Here is a 14,791-nt window from a genome sequence, read left to right as displayed (position 1 = left end):
TCGGCGACACGGTCGATCGGATCGCGCCGCGCCCATGCCTCGCGCTCGTCGGCGGTGCGGTAGCGGGTGGGATCGTCGCTCGTGGTGTGCGGTCCCATCCGGTACGTGACCGCCTCGATGAAGGCGGGGCCCTCCCCCGAGCGGGCGTGGTGGGCGGCCCAGCGTCCGGCGGCGAGGCACGCGAGCACATCGTTGCCGTCGACGCGCAGGCTCGGCACCCCGAAGCCGGCGGCACGGGTGGCGATCGAGTGCCGGGTCTGCACGCCGACGGGCTCGGAGATCGCGTACTGGTTGTTGGTGCACACGAACACGACGGGTGCGTCGAAGGATGCCGCCCACACGAGCGCCTCGCTGACGTCGCCCTCGCTCGTCGCGCCGTCACCGAACCAGGCCGCGGCGACCTGGTCGCCGCCGTCGCGCTGCACGCCCATCGCGTAGCCGACGGCGTGCAGGCTCTGCGCGCCGATGATGATCTGCAGCGGCGCGACGTGCACGTCGAACGGGTCGTACCCCGAGGGCGCCTCGCCGCGCCACTGGCGCACGAGGCCGTCGGGGCTCACACCGCGCGCGTAGAGCACGCCGAGCTCGCGGTAGCTCGTGAAGTGGAAGTCGTCGTCGCGGAACGCCCGGGCGATGCCGATCTGAGTGGCCTCCTGGCCGGCGCACGGCGCCCAGAGGCCGAGCTGCCCCTGACGCTGCAGCGCGACGCCCTCGGCATCGAGGCGGCGCAGCACCGACATGTCGCGGTGCAGCGCGCGCAGGGCGCCGGTGTTGACATCCGTGATCCAGGGGTCGAGCAGTCGATCGGGGATGCGCTCGCCCTCAGGGGTGAGCACCCGCGCGACGTCGTCGACGTCGGCGGCGGGAAGGGTCTCGGGGATGAGGGTGTGCACCATTGCGACCTCCGGTTCGCGCCGGCCCTCGTGAGGCCGGACGACGGCTCGTGTCGGCCTCGTCGCCGACACCTGGAGACTACGTCGATGCAGCAGTCAGCTCAAGATTCGACACTGCAATTGAGCGAATTGTGAATTCAGCTGACGATTCCTGAGGGCGGAATGGGCGTGATACCCTGGAGTGCGCCGAGGACTGCGGCGAACGTGAACGCGATCGACACCGCGATCACAACGATGACGACGGCGATGGAGATCCAGAGGGTGGGCGACAGCTTCCCGGTACGGCGTCGGATCACCACGGCGCGCCCGATGACGTAGACGAGTGACGAGAGGAAGCCCCACGCCCAGTGGAACGGCCGATCGACGCCGAGCCGACGCAGGCGCAGCCAGTCGAGCGCACCGAAGAGCACGGTGAGCCCGTACGTCACCACTCCGAGCGCCGACGAGAGCACGAATCGAGGCCCCCAGGTCGTGAGCACCGCCGCGATCTGTCCCGATCCGCGGCCGTATCGCGTGGCCTCGAAGACTGCCTGCACGTAGCCGCCGATGTCCATCAGCGGCAAGCGCAGCAGATTGAGCACGGGGACGAGCACGACCAGCCAGATCCAGATCGAATCGACCCCGCTCGTGATGGGCGCCGGGGACCCCGTCTCCACCGCGGGGGCGGCGATCAGCCGTGTCGCCGTGCTCCATGCCGTGCCGTCCCACCACCGCTCGGCGCCGGGCTGCAGCGGGTCGGGATACCAGCCGGCGACCGCCGCGCTCTCGCTGTCACTCACGCTGTCACTCACGCTGTCACTCACGCTCGTCCACCCTCGTCGTGATCTCCTGAATCTGCGATCAGCCTACGTCGCCGATGCGCACCGGGTCGAGATCGGGCAGCCGAAGTCAGACCGACGAGATCACGCCACCGGACAGGCTGGCCACCGTGGCGCCTATGGACATGAGGATGACCACCAACCAGACGACGACGAGGACGTTCACCAGCACGATCAGGCCGATCTCCACCCACAGCATCCCGAGATCGCTCCCTGTGCGACGCCGCGCGATCACTGTGCGCCCGATCACGTAGATCGAACCCGACAGGAACGCCCACGCCCACGGGAACGGGTCGACGACTCCTCGTCGGCGCAGCACGGCCGCGTCGCGCGCCGACATGGCCACGCCCGCGGCGTAGACGAGCGCACTCACGGCGAGCACGATCAGATACCAGATCAGCCCACGGGTGGCGACGATCGAGAGGATCGTCGTGTCGAACGGGCCTGTGTCGTACGCCTGCCGCGCGATGTCGTGAAGGAGCACGTCGACATCGGCGGGGATGTTCCACACAAAGAGCGTCGCCGTGGACAGCAGTGGCGAGAGTGTGACGAGCCAGATCCACACCGTCCCCGTGCGGATGTCTCGACGCACGGCCGGAGGAGCGGGGCTGGCGATCGCCCCCTGCACGTGGCCCGTCCACTCGCGACCGGACCACCACCGCACGAAGCGAGCGTCGACGGGATCCGGGTACCACCCCGGGGCGACGGCGACCGCCGGCCACGGCGCGCTCACGGGCGGCCCCCGGTCGCGGCATCCGACGTCGTGATCTCGCCGCCCGCATGGCCGATCTCTGCGAGCGCGGCGGCGCTGGAGTCGGCGTGCACGCCCGCGATGAGATCCGTGAACACCCGCACGCGCCGCCCGGCGGCGAGGGCGTCGAGGGCGGAGGCGCGCACGCAGTAGTCGGTCGCGATGCCGACGATGTCGATGTCGAGGGTGCCGCGCTCGGTCAGCAGGTCGGTCGCGGTGCGGCCGTCGTCGGCGACGCCCTCGAAGAGCGAGTAGGCGGGCTTGCCCTGCCCCTTCTTCAGGTGCACGTCGACGCCCGTCGGATCGAACCCGTCGTCATAGTCGGCGCCGGGGGTCCCGGCGACGCAGTGGGGCGGCCAGGTGTCGACGAAGTCGGGTTCGGCGGCGAAGTGCCCACCGTTGTCACCCTCGGCGTCATGCCAGTCACGGGACGCCACGACCAGCGCGTACTCGCCTCGGTGGGCGGCGAGGAACGCGGAGATGCGGCGGGCGACGGCGTCACCCCCGACCACCCCCAGCGCTCCGTGCTCGGTGAAGTCGTTCTGCACGTCGACGATGAACAGGGCCCGCGTCATAGCGCCAGCATAGGCGTCACGGCGCCCCGCGCCGCCATAGCGCCGAGGGCCACCAGATCACCTTGCCGAGGTCGTAGGCGAGCGCGGGCACGAGCAGCGACCGCACCACGAACGTGTCGAGCAGCACGCCGAACGCGACGATGAACGCGATCTGCGCGAGGAAGAGGATCGGGATGACTCCCAGCGCCGCGAACGTGGCCGCGAGCACCAGCCCGGCCGAGGTGATGACCCCGCCGGTGGCCACGAAGCCGCGTAGGATGCCGCGGCGCGTACCGTGGCGAACGGACTCCTCTCTTACGCGCGACATCAGGAAGATGTTGTAGTCGACGCCGAGTGCGACGAGGAACACGAACCCGTAGAGCGGGACCGATGGGTCGGCGCCCGGGAATCCGAGCACGCCGTCGAACACGAGTGCGCTCACTCCGAGGGCCGCGGCGAACGAGACCACGACGCTGAGCACGAGCAGCACCGGCGCGAGGATCGAACGCAGCAGCAGCATGAGGATCAGCAGGATCACCCCGAGGATGACGGGAATGATCTCGGTGCGGTCGTGAATCGCCGTGTCGTTCGCGTCGACGTCGAGCGCGGTGGTGCCGCCGACGAGCGACGTGCCGGCACCGAGCTGCGTGTCGAGGTCGGCGCGGATGGTGCGCACGACGTTCTCGGCCGCCGTCGAGTCGGCCGCGTCGGTGAGGGTCGCATAGACGAGCACGTCGCCGTCGCGCACGGTCGGGGCGGGTGCGGTCGCGGCGGGCGGCCCCTGCGACACGAGCACGAGCTGGCCGCCCTGCACGGTGGCGGTCGCCTGCCCCGAGGGAGAGTCGGCCGAGACCACGGCGACGCTCGAGATGCCCGGCTCGGCGGCGAGACGGCTCACGACCGCAGTGAGGTCGGACTGCGGTGCGACGATCGTGACGGGGCTGCCGGAGCCCGCCGGGAAGTGGTCGCCGAGCACGGCCTGGCCGTCGCGCGCCTCCGAGGCGCCGAGCACGAGGTCGCTCGAGGGAACACCTTGCGCGCGCAGCTGCGTGACCCCGACGCCGGCGGCGAGCAGCACGATGGTCGCGATGATCCAGATCGGGCGGGCGCGGCGGGCGATGAAACGCGCCTGGCGCGGCCAGAAGCCGCGCACGGGGGCGGTGAAGTCGTCGGGAAGTGCACCGAGCGGATGCCGCGGCACGAACGGCCAGAAGGCGGCGCGCCCGAACAAGGCGAGCAACGACGGCAGGAATGTCAGGGCAGACAGCATCGCGAACACGATGCCGATCGCGGCGATCGGGCCGAGGGCGCGGTTGGTGGCGAGGTCGGAGAGCAGCAGGCACAGCAGGCCCGCGATGACGGTGCCGCCCGAGGCGAGGATCGGCTCGAACGCTCCCCGCCAGGCGGCGCGCGTGGCGGCCCAGCGCGGCATCCTCTCACCGATCGCCTCGCGGAAGCGGGCGGTGTAGAGCAGTGCATAGTCGGTGGCGGCGCCGATCACCAGGATGAACAGGATGCCCTGCACCTGGCCGTTGAGCACGAAGATGCCCGCCTTCGCCAGCCACCACACCGTCAGCAGCGCCACGCACAGCGCGAACATCGAGGTGAGCAGCACCAGCACGGGAAGCAGCGGCGAGCGGTAGACGATCACCAGGATCACGAACACGGCGAGCAGGGCGACGCCGAGCAGCAGTCCGTCGATGCCGAGGAACCCCTTCACGAGGTCGGCGGTGAACCCGGCGGGACCGGTCACCCACACCTGCACCCCGTCGGACAGATCGGATGCCGCGGCCCGCAGCTCGCCCACGACATCGCCGACCGACGCCGATGACGAGACGGGCACGATGATCTGCGCCGCGCGGCCGTCGTCGGAGATGATCGGGGGCGACACCGTGCCGGTGACGCCCGAGACCGCGCCGAAGCGGTCGGCGAGGGACGTCAGATCAGCCTTCTGAGTGTCGGTGAGGGCGGAGGGTGCCTGGGCCACGACGACCGCCGGGATGCTGTCGGAGCCGAGGAAGTCGGGCAGCAGCGCGTTCACCTTCGTCGAGGGCGCGCTCTGGGGCAGGTACGACGCCTGGTCGTTCGTGGACACCTCGTCGACCTTGCCGAAGTAGGGTCCGCCGATGGCTCCGCCCGCGAGCCAGACGGCGACCAGCACCAGCGGGATGCCGAAGCGCAGCCAGCGGGTCGTCGCCCGGTCGGTCTGACGGCGGTCACTGCGGCGGGACGTGGGGGACGCGGCATCCATATACCTAGCTTATCTAGCGAAATATCGCGGGCGCCACCCCTCCCCTAGGCTGATCGCGATGCTGGCCGCCCTCCTCTCCCTGAGCGGGGCACTGCTGTGGGGCGCGGCCGACTTCCTCGGCGGGCTCACCGCGCGACATCTCAAGCCGATCGTGGTCACCGCGATCGCCGCGTGCACCGGCGTCGTCGTGCTGCTGATCGCGGCGCCGATCGCGGGCGGCACGCTGAGCGCCGCTGATGCCGCCTGGGGCGCGATCTCGGGAGTCTGCGGCGTCGTCTCCCTCGCCCTGCTGTACGCCTGCCTCGCGATCGGGCCGATGAGCATCCTGTCGCCGCTGACCGCGATCGTCTCGGCCGTCGCCCCGATGATCTGGGGCGTCACCGTCGGCGGTGAGTCGCTCGGACCGCTCGCCTGGGCCGGCCTCGGCGTCGCGCTCGTCGCCGTCGCACTCGTCGGGTTCGTGCCCGAGCAGGGGGCAGTGCGTCCCAGCATCCGGGGACTCGCCCTCGCCGTCGGAGCGGGCCTCGCGATCGGCGCGCAGATCATCGCGATCGATCACACATCCGCCGAGAGCGGGCTCGATGCACTGCTCGTCTCCCGCGCCGTCAACGTCACCCTCACGGTGCTCATCGTCGCCGGCATGATCGCATGGGCGGCGGCGCGGCGCCGTTCCGTCGTCGAGGCGCTGCGTTCCCCGGCGGCGGTCGCCGGCAGCCGCATCGTGTGGTGGCCGGCCGCCGTCGGCGGCGTCGGCGACGCGGTGGCGAACATCGCCATGCTGCTCGCGCTGCGCACCGGCGATCTGTCGATCGTCGCCGCGCTGACGGCGCTCTACCCAGCCGGCACGATCGTGCTCGCGGCGATCGTGCTGCGCGAACGCATCGCGCCGGTGCAGATCGTCGGACTCACCCTCGCGCTCGGCGCCGCGGTGATGCTCGCCCTCGACTGAGCGCGGCATCCGCTCACCACGGGATCGACCGCGCCTCAGACTCCGGCGAACAGCAGCACCATGGAGGCCGCGACAGCGACGACACCGAGTGCGAGGAACCCCGCCGCGAACCATCCGAGCGCGGAAACGAGAGGCGACCGCCCCGACAGGCGCACGCGGTGATGTGACCCCTCGCGGGCGAAGAGCTCCGCATGCGCGGCGTCGCCCAGACGCTCGGCGTCGTGCGGGTGCAGCACGGCACGACCCACCCCACCGTCGGACGCGAACCACCGCGCGACGAGTTCGCCGTCCTCGCGCTCGAGCATCGCATCGACCCGCATCCACGTGCCGTCGAAGAGGTACGCGACCACGGCGACGCCGGCCAGAAGCGCGCCGATGCCGAAGCCCACCCAGGTGAACAGTTCCGCGAGCACGTCGAGCAGCGACATCCCTTTCACTGTAGCGAAACCGCCCTCTGCGACGACGAAGGCCCCGGGCGTCGCCCGGGGCCTTCAAGAGTGTGGAGCCACCTAAGGGAATCGAACCCTTGACCTATTCATTACGAGTGAATCGCTCTGCCGTCTGAGCTAAGGTGGCGAGCCGCGATGCCGCGGCGCACGATCTCCGATCTTACATGGTCACCCGACCGCCCGCGAACGCCGGCGCTCGCCTCGTCCGCGCGGATGCCGCAGCATCCGCTACTGGCAGGTGAGCCCGTTCTGCGGGGGCGTCCCCGTCTCGAAGTAGGTGACGACCGCGTCGTCGACGCAGCTGCTGCCCTTGTTGAACGCCGTGTGCCCCTCGCCCTCATGGGTGATCAGGACGCCGGACGACAGCTGCTCCGCGAGCGACTTCGCCCACACGTACGGCGTGGCCGGGTCGTTGGTGGTGCCGATGACGATGATCGGCGGGGCGCCGGGGGCGCTGATCTTCTCACGCACGCCGGTCGCCGTGATCGGCCAGACGGCGCACGGGTCGGGACCGCTCCAGTACGGCGCGATCGTCGGAGCCTTCGCCGCAATCTCGGCCTTGGAGGCGTCTTTCAGAGCCTGCGAGGTGACCTGAGGGTAGTCCATGCAGTTGTACGCCTCGAACGCCTCGGTCGAGTTGTCCTGGTAGACGCCGTTGCTGCTGCGGTTGTAGTAGAAGTCGACGAGCCGGAACGCCTGCGCGGCGCTGCCGGACTTGACGGCGGCGAGGGCCGAGGAGAGCACCGGCCAGCTGTCCTTCGAGTAGAGGGCTGCGACGATGCCGGTGACCAGCGAGTCGGCGCCGAGCTTTCGCCCGTCCGCGTTGGTGATCGGGGTCTTGTCGACCTGCGCGAGGAGGTCGCCGAGGGAGGCGAGGGCTTGATCGACGGTGCCGGTGAACGGGCACGACGACCCGGCGAGGCAGTTCGTCATGTAGGCGCGAAGGGCCGACTGGAACCCGATCGCCTGGGTGGTCGACACGTCCAGTCCCGACACCGACGGATCGAGGGCACCGTCGAGGACCATGCGTCCGACGTTCTGGGGGAAGAGCTTCGCGTAGGTCGCTCCCAGGAACGTTCCGTAGGAGTAGCCGAGGTAGTTCAGCTTCTTGTCGCCGAGCACGCCGCGCAGCAGGTCCATGTCGCGCGCGGCCTGGTCGGTCGTGATGTAGGGCAGGAGCCCGGAGCTGTTCTGTTCGCACGCCGCACCGAACGCCTTCTGGCTGGCGACGAGATCGCTGGTCCACGTCGCACTCCCGCGCGGCGCGGGAACGAGATCGAACAGATAGGAGTCCATCTGCTTCGCGTCGTAGCAGGTCACGGCGGTCGAACGCCCGACTCCGCGAGGGTCGAAGCCGATCACGTCGAACGTCTTCTGCAGTTCGGAGCCGACCGCATAGTCGAGATTCTGCTGGATGAGGTCGTAGCCGCTCGCGCCCGGCCCCCCGGGGTTCGTGAGCAGCGATCCGAGCGCCGTGCCGTTGGTCGCGCGATGGCGGATGACGGCGAGGGTGATCGTTCCGGCTTCAGGGTTCTGCCAGTCGAGCGGCGCCGTCACGGACGTGCAGTCGAAGCCGGTGCCGCACGAGGACCAGCTGAGGGTCTGGGTGTAGAAGCTCGCGACATTCGCGACCACGCCGTCGGCCGACGGGGTCTTCGTGGGGATCGGCTGCGGCACGATGGGGCTGAAGAGGCACGCCGAGAGGGTGACGGATGCCGCGGCGAGCCCCGCGATCACGACGAGGGCGCGCCGCAGGTTGCGGGTGCGGGTCATACGGTCCTCCCGGTGGCGACGGTGATGAGCAGGCTTTCGAGCGCAAGGACTGCGGCGGCGTTTCGTTCGAGGTTCTCACGGGTGACCGTGATGCGATCGAGCACGGTGAGAGTGCGGTCGGGCGGCCAGGCGGACGCGAGAGCATGGAGCTGCGAGGCGAGCTCGAGGTTGATGAGATTCTCCTCGTCCCGCCCGAACTGCAGCATCACGGCGTCGCGGAAGAGCGATTCGAGGTCGGTGAGCACCCGATCGATGCCGTCGCGCAGGCTGCGCGTCGCGCGGCGTTTCTGGTCTTCGGCGAGGGCGTTGACCTGCGATCTCACCGCTGGGGGTACCGCCTGCCCTTCGGCGATGCCGAGCGTACGCAGCAGGTCGGCGCGCTCGGCCTCGTCCCGCTCTGTGGTCAGCGCCTTGGCGTCGTCGGTCGCAAGCTTGACGATGGTGGCGGCTACCTCGACCGCGTCGGACACGCCGCGCACTCCGAGCACGGCGCGGAGTGTGGCGTCGCGGCGTTCGCGGGCGGCACCGTCGGTCGCGAGCCGCTGCGCCATGCCGATGTGGCGCTGCGCGTGACGGGCGGACTGCTCGGCGACGCGCTCGTCGACGCCGGTGCGGGCGACGATGAGCCGCGCGACGTCGGCGACCTCGGGCTCACGTAGTCGAACGGTGCGCACGCGCGAGCGGATGGTGGGCAGAAGGTCGGCGTCACTGGGTGCGCACAGCACCCAGACCGTCTGCTCCGGCGGCTCTTCGAGCGCTTTCAACAGCACATTGGAGGTGCGCTCGGCCATGCGGTCGGCGTCTTCGACGATGATCACCCGGAAGCGACCGCGTGAGGGGGCGAAATAGGCCCGTTCGACGAGGGAGCGCGCCTCGTCGATGCGGATGACGACCTGCTCGGTGCGCAGGGCGGTGAGGTCCGGGTGGGTGCCGATGAGCACCTGCTGCATCGCCTGCTCATCTCCGGGCTCAGCGATGAGCGCGGCCGCGAACGCACGAGCCAGGGTCGAGCGCCCTGACCCGGGCGGCCCGGTGATGAGCCAGGCGTGGGCGAGCAGCGAGAGATCGGATGCCGCGGCCCGCAGCTGTGCGACAGCCTCGGGCTGGCCCCACACATCGCCCCACGGGACATCCGTGATCGTGGCAGCCATGCGCACCAGACTATCGGCGGCCGGGGACGTCGTCAGAGGAGAGCGGCGACGCGCGTGCGGACGGTGGCGGCGATGTCGTCGGGTGCTCCGGCGGCATCGATCACGAGGAACCGGTGGGGCTCGGCGGCGGCGAGCGCAAGGTACGCGTCGCGCACGCGGGCGTGGAAGTCGTCCTTCTCGGCCTCGAGCCGGTCGAACGGCTTGTCGGCGGCGTCGAGTCGTGCGCGTGCCGACGCCGGGTCGAGGTCGAGCAGCACTGTCAGATCGGGCAGTTCGCCTTCGGCCGCCCACAGCGAGATGTCGCGGATGTCGGCGCCGTCGAGAACGCGTCCGGCACCCTGATAGGCGACGGACGAGTCGAGGTAGCGGTCTTGGATGACGACGTCGCCGCGCTCCAGCGCCGGTCGCACGAGTGTGGCGATGTGGTGCGCGCGGTCGGCGGCGTAGAGCAGCGCTTCTGCGCGAGGAGCGATGTCGCCGCGGTGGTGCAGCACGATGTCTCGCACGAGTCGCCCCACCTCGGTGCCGCCGGGCTCGCGAGTGCGCACGACGGTGCGTCCGGCACCGGTCAGCCACTCCTCCAGACGCACCGCCTGCGTCGTCTTGCCCGAGCCGTCGCCGCCCTCGAGGGTGATCCAGAGCCCGGGCCGGGTGTCGCCTGTCACTTCTTCGCGGTGGTCTTGCGCGTCGTCGTGCGGCGCGCGGTCGCGCGCTTGGGCGCCGGCCCCTTGGCGCGCTTGTCGGCGAGAAGCTGCTTCGCGCGTTCGAAGTCGACGTCGTCGACGGTCTCGCCGCGCGGGATGGTCGCGTTCGTCTCACCGTCGGTGACATACGGACCGAAGCGACCGTCGCGCACCCGGATGGGCTTGCCGCTGACCGGGTCGGCGTCGAACTCCTTGAGCGCGCTCGAGGCGCGGCGCGCGCCGTACTTGGGCTGCGCGTAGATCTCGATCGCCTGCTCGAGGGTGACGTCGAAGATCTGCTGCTCGCTCTCCAGGGAGCGCGAGTCGGTGCCCTTCTTCAGGTACGGGCCGTAGCGGCCGTTCTGTGCGGTGATCTCGTCGCCGCTCTCGGGGTCGGTGCCGACGGTGCGGGGCAGCTCGAGCAGTCGCAAAGCCGTGTCGAGGTCGACGGTGTCGACCGACATGCTCTTGAACAGCGACGCGGTGCGCGGCTTCGGCGCGGCATCCTTCTTGGTGGTCTTCTTCTTCGTCTCGACCACTTCGCCGGTCGCGGTGTCGACCTCAGGGTCGGCCTCGGGCTCGAGCTCCTGCACGTAGGGGCCGTATCGGCCGTCCTTCACGACGATGAGCTTGCCGTTCGCGGGGTTCTCGCCGAGCACACGGTCACCGGCGACGGGCGCGTCGATGAGCTCCTGCACCTTGTCGGGGGTGAGCTCGTCGGGCGCGAGGTCGTCGGGCACGTTGACGATGCGGGCCTTCGTGTCGGGCGCGGCATCCGGGTCGGTGACCTCGATGTAGGGCCCGTACTTGCCGAACCGGAGCGTCGCCATGTCGGTGAGGCGGGTCGAGTTGAGCTCGCGCGCGTCGATGTCGCCGAGGTTGTCGACGATGTGGCGCAGACCCACGTGGTTCTCGGAGCCGAAGTAGAACTCGCGCAGCCATTCCTCGCGGCGCTGTTCGCCGCGTGCGATCGCGTCGAGGTCGTCTTCGAGGGCGGCGGTGAAGTCGTAGTCGACGAGGTCGGCGAAGTGCTGCTCGAGCAGCCGCACGACGCTGAAGGCGAGCCAGCTGGGCACCAGGGCCTGGCCGCGCTTGGTGACGTAGCCGCGTTCGAGGATCACATCGATGATGCTCGCGAAGGTCGACGGGCGTCCGATGCCCTTCTCCTCCAGCGCCTTGACGAGCGAGGCTTCGGTGTAGCGGGGCTTGGGGCTCGTGGAGTGGCCCTTGGCCTCGACGTCGCTGGTGGTGAGCACGTCGCCGACGGCGAGGGCGGGGAGCGACTGGTCGTCTGCCTTGTCGCCGTCGTTGCGCTTCTCGTCGCGGCCCTCCTCGTACGCCTCGAGGAAGCCCTTGAAGGTGTAGACGGTGCCGGATGCGGTGAACTCGAGCTTCTTGGATGCCGCGGCAACCGCGAGGGTCACGGTCGTGGTCTCGTACTTCGCGTCGGACATCTGGCTGGCGACAGTGCGCTTCCAGATGAGGTCGTAGACGCGCTGCTCGTCGCGGTCGAGGGACCCCGAGATCGACGCCGGCGTGCGGAAGTGCTCACCCGACGGGCGGATCGCCTCGTGCGCCTCCTGCGCGTTCTTGCTCTTGCTGGCGTAGGTGCGCGGGTTCGCGGGAACGGCGCGATCACCGTAGAGAGCGACGGCCTGCTCGCGCGCCGCCTGCACCGCCTGCGTCGAGAGGGCGGTGGAGTCGGTGCGCATATAGGTGATGTACCCCTTCTCGTAGAGACGCTGCGCCACGCTCATCGTGTGCTTCGCGCTCATCGAGAGCTTGCGACCGGCCTCCTGCTGCAGGGTCGAGGTGGTGAAGGGCGCGCGGGGGCTGCGGGTGCCGGGCTTCGCGTCGACGCTGATGACGGATGCCTCACCCACGCCCTCGACCGCGATGGCGAGCGCGCGCGCGTCGGCCTCGGTGAGCACGACGACGGCCTTGGTCAGTGTGCCGCGGTCGTCGAAGTCGCCGCCGCGGGCGAGCGGGGCGCCGTCGATGCGGGCGAGCCGGGTCGTGAACGAGCTGCCCGACGCGGTCGCGAGGGCTTCGATGTCCCAATAGCTGGCGGACACGAACGCCATGCGCTCGCGCTCGCGGTCGACGACGAGGCGGGTGGCGGCGGACTGCACCCGGCCGGCGCTGAGCGCCTGCCCCTGGGTGCCGCTGCCGACCTTGCGCCACAGCACCGGCGAGACGTCCCAGCCGTAGAGGCGGTCGAGCACGCGGCGGGTCTCCTGCGCGTCGACGAGCGCGAGGTCGAGCTCGCGGGTGTTCTCGGCGGCCTTGCGGATCGCGTCCTTGGTGATCTCGTGGAACACCATGCGCTTGACGGGGACCTTGGGCGAGAGCACCTCGAGCAGGTGCCAGGCGATGGCCTCCCCCTCGCGATCCTCATCGGTGGCGAGCAGAACCTCGTCGGCGGACTTGAGGGCGCGCTTCAGATCGGCGACCGTCTTGGTCTTGCGCTCGCTGACCACATAGAAGGGGTCGAAGCCGTTGTCGACGTCGATCGAGTACTTGCCGTACGCGGCCTTCTTCTCGGCCGGGATGTCCTTCTTGCTCGCGAGGTCGCGGATGTGACCGACCGAGCTGAGCACCTCGTAGCCGTCGCCGAGATAGCCCTGGATCGAGGTCATCTTGGTCGGCGACTCCACGATGACGAGCTTCTTGCCGCTCTCCGTCTTGGCGGTCTTGCCCTGTGCCACTCACGGTCCTTTCGTCGATGCACACCATACACACCCGGCGGCCGGTGCTCTCTGAGGGGCGTCGATGACCGTTGCCCGCACTCACGCCCGGCTCAGGGGGCCACGACCTGCGGCGGCCCGGCCCGTGCGGTGGCGGAGATCTGGAACGCACCGAAGTCCGCCCCGATTCCCACCGTCGCGATGAGGCCGTCGATCGTGCAGGTGCGCACCTCGGCGTGGTGGGCGCGGGCGAGCCGTTCGGCGAGTGCACAGGGCTCGCCGGCGACGGCGCCACTCGCGCCGTCCGCCGCGGCGAGCGCGGCCGCGTCGGCGGCGACGACCGCGCGCTGACGCGCCGCCGTCGCCGCGCCGGCCGTCACGAGGGCCGTCGCGATCGTCGCGACGGTGACGGCGCCGGCCAGAGTGACGATCGCCCCCGGCATGTCACCACCCGCTCTCGAGCGCGCACGACCGCGCCGACATCGTGAGGCCCGGCAGCGCGCTCGGCGCGGACGCCACCACGCACACCAGCCCCTCTGCCCGACTGACCTGCATGCTGGCCCTCCCCTCCGCGTGCGCCACCGTGCTCTGCGCCCGGTCGACGCTCTCACCGCGGGCTAGCAGTCGGGCGGCGTCGGCCGCGGCATCCTGCAGTCGCACCTGAAGGGATGCCGCAGCGAGCCCCCCGACGCACAGGGTGACGACGAGCACGAGAGCGGGGAGGGCGACGGCGAGTTCCGCAGCGACTGCCCCCTCGTCGCCGCGCACCGGCCGCGGCATGCGCGCCGAGGTCGACCGGTCGCGCGGGCGCGTCGCCTGCCGTCGCACCGCCCGACGGCACCCTGGCCCGAACCCTCGGGTCGGCGGCACCGCTCACCCGACCGTCAGTGCACGGCGGACGAGATCCTCCAGGATGCCGCGCACCTCATCCGAACGCATGATCGCGACCAGCAGGCCGGCGAACGCGACCGCGGCGGCGGTTGATCGGTTAGGGCATACTTCTGCCTATGAGCACCCGCGCCGCCATCTACGCCCGCCAGTCCGTCGCCGCTGACGAACGCCTCGCCCGCGATCAACGCCGTAGGGGCCGCGCTGCAGTGGATCTGGGGCAACGTGATCTCGCCCGTCGCCGGCTTCATCGGCGGCGCCTTCCAGACGATCGGCGACACGGTGCGGACGATCTTCGGCGGGATCGGCGACTTCATCGGCGGGGTCTTCCGCAACATCGTGGGCGTGATCCGAGGGCCGATCAATACCGTGATCGGCTTTCTGAATCAGGCCATCGACGGTGCGAACGTCGTCGGCGGCGCCTTCGGGGTCAAGATCGGCCATATCCCGATGCTGGCGACCGGTGGCACGATCACCGGGTCGGGCTCGGTGATCGTGGGCGAGCGCGGCCCCGAGCTGCTGAACCTGCCCACCGGGGCGTCGGTCGTTCCGCTCGACGGGTCGGTGTCGGTGGCCGGTGGTAAGGGCGACACCGTCAACAACTACGACATCACGATCAACGAGGCGACGGACCCCCTCGGGGTCGAGGGCCGCATCGCGGCGTCGCTGCGGAAGTTCAAGGGGTGACGATGGGCAAGAAGCGAGATCGCGAGGTCACCGCCGCCAAGGTAATGCGCGAGGAAGAATGGGCCTACGACCGTCGCAACGAGCGACTGTCGTTCCGAGCGATGCGCGAGCTATCGGCCCTGCCGGTCGCGCAGGGCGGGCTCGGCTACGCGCTGAGTGAGATCACGCTGAAGTCGCGCAGCGACGCCTACTTCGCGCGGCTGCGGGATCATCTCGCCGCCGGCGTCGTCGAGCGTCGCCAGCGACAGCAGGACGAA

General features: G+C 70.3%; 15 protein-coding genes, 1 tRNA gene and 1 pseudogene. 3 read left to right on the top strand and 14 right to left on the bottom strand.

Annotated elements, in window-relative coordinates; genetic code table 11:
• The 5 genes from ABT08_RS09270 to ABT08_RS09250 all read right to left on the bottom strand — a co-directional run.
• A partial coding sequence (locus tag ABT08_RS09270) for a thiamine pyrophosphate-dependent enzyme (RefSeq protein ID WP_288114782.1) occupies positions 1–896 on the bottom strand: 896 nt, incomplete at its 3' end.
• 134 nt (positions 897–1,030) lie between these two features.
• Entirely contained in the window at positions 1,031–1,672 is a 642-nt protein-coding gene (locus ABT08_RS09265) for a DUF2510 domain-containing protein (RefSeq protein ID WP_288114781.1), read from the bottom strand.
• Positions 1,673–1,781: 109 nt separating this feature from the next.
• Entirely contained in the window at positions 1,782–2,444 is a 663-nt protein-coding gene (locus ABT08_RS09260; RefSeq protein ID WP_288114780.1) for a DUF2510 domain-containing protein, read from the bottom strand.
• Positions 2,441–3,037: an isochorismatase family protein gene (locus ABT08_RS09255; RefSeq protein WP_288114779.1), complete on the bottom strand. Its 597-nt coding sequence runs from the start codon at positions 3,035–3,037 to the stop codon at positions 2,441–2,443. Before ABT08_RS09255 ends, ABT08_RS09260 begins: the two co-directional genes overlap by 4 nt.
• A gap of 16 nt (positions 3,038–3,053) precedes the next feature.
• Positions 3,054–5,267 (bottom strand): MMPL family transporter, encoded by a 2,214-nt coding sequence (locus ABT08_RS09250; protein WP_288114778.1) that lies wholly within the window; start codon positions 5,265–5,267, stop codon positions 3,054–3,056.
• 58 nt (positions 5,268–5,325) lie between these two features.
• Here ABT08_RS09250 and ABT08_RS09245 point away from each other — a divergent pair, with 58 nt between their 5' ends.
• On the top strand, positions 5,326–6,216 hold the full coding sequence (locus tag ABT08_RS09245) for an EamA family transporter (RefSeq protein WP_045246058.1): 891 nt from the start codon (positions 5,326–5,328) through the stop codon (positions 6,214–6,216).
• A 35-nt stretch (positions 6,217–6,251) separates the two neighbouring features.
• On the opposite strand, the gene ABT08_RS09240 is transcribed toward ABT08_RS09245, so the two are convergent.
• The 9 genes and pseudogenes from ABT08_RS09240 to ABT08_RS09200 form a co-directional block, all read right to left on the bottom strand.
• Positions 6,252–6,644: a hypothetical protein gene (locus tag ABT08_RS09240; RefSeq protein WP_056210338.1), complete on the bottom strand. Its 393-nt coding sequence runs from the start codon at positions 6,642–6,644 to the stop codon at positions 6,252–6,254.
• A gap of 72 nt (positions 6,645–6,716) precedes the next feature.
• Positions 6,717–6,792 (bottom strand) — tRNA-Thr (locus ABT08_RS09235).
• Between the two features lie 101 nt (positions 6,793–6,893).
• Positions 6,894–8,438, bottom strand: a complete 1,545-nt coding sequence (locus ABT08_RS09230) for an alpha/beta hydrolase (RefSeq protein ID WP_056519178.1) — start codon at positions 8,436–8,438, stop codon at positions 6,894–6,896.
• The gene (locus ABT08_RS09225) at positions 8,435–9,589 is read right to left on the bottom strand and encodes a DNA polymerase III subunit delta' (protein ID WP_056519180.1); all 1,155 of its coding nucleotides are present in this window, start codon (positions 9,587–9,589) and stop codon (positions 8,435–8,437) included. The genes ABT08_RS09230 and ABT08_RS09225 overlap by 4 nt, the downstream gene beginning before the upstream one ends.
• Positions 9,590–9,621: 32 nt before the next feature.
• Positions 9,622–10,254, bottom strand: coding sequence for a dTMP kinase (tmk, locus tag ABT08_RS09220; RefSeq protein ID WP_056210342.1), 633 nt, complete (start codon positions 10,252–10,254; stop codon positions 9,622–9,624).
• Positions 10,251–12,980 carry a type I DNA topoisomerase gene (topA, locus tag ABT08_RS09215; protein WP_268768721.1) on the bottom strand — a complete coding sequence of 910 codons (2,730 nt, stop codon included), beginning with the start codon at positions 12,978–12,980 and terminating at the stop codon, positions 10,251–10,253. Before topA ends, tmk begins: the two co-directional genes overlap by 4 nt.
• A 92-nt stretch (positions 12,981–13,072) precedes the next feature.
• Complete coding sequence (locus ABT08_RS09210; RefSeq protein WP_137878534.1) at positions 13,073–13,402, bottom strand: Rv3654c family TadE-like protein; 330 nt, start codon at positions 13,400–13,402, stop codon at positions 13,073–13,075.
• A gap of 1 nt (position 13,403) precedes the next feature.
• The gene (locus ABT08_RS09205; RefSeq protein ID WP_056210346.1) at positions 13,404–13,739 is read right to left on the bottom strand and encodes a TadE family type IV pilus minor pilin; all 336 of its coding nucleotides are present in this window, start codon (positions 13,737–13,739) and stop codon (positions 13,404–13,406) included.
• A 93-nt stretch (positions 13,740–13,832) separates the two neighbouring features.
• Positions 13,833–13,943: pseudogene (locus ABT08_RS09200) on the bottom strand (DUF4244 domain-containing protein); the annotation flags it as partial.
• Between the two features lie 129 nt (positions 13,944–14,072).
• Between ABT08_RS09200 and ABT08_RS09195 the strand changes: the two are divergent.
• Positions 14,073–14,534, top strand: a complete 462-nt coding sequence (locus ABT08_RS09195; protein ID WP_056210348.1) for a hypothetical protein — start codon at positions 14,073–14,075, stop codon at positions 14,532–14,534.
• A partial coding sequence (locus ABT08_RS09190) for a hypothetical protein (protein WP_288114774.1) occupies positions 14,531–14,791 on the top strand: 261 nt, incomplete at its 3' end. The genes ABT08_RS09195 and ABT08_RS09190, both read left to right, overlap by 4 nt.

Source organism: Microbacterium sp. SCN 71-21 (genome assembly GCF_001725695.1).
Taxonomy (GTDB): domain Bacteria; phylum Actinomycetota; class Actinomycetes; order Actinomycetales; family Microbacteriaceae; genus Microbacterium; species Microbacterium ginsengisoli.
Note: the sequence above shows the minus strand (reverse complement) of the source record. Positions and strands in the feature narration are given on the sequence as shown.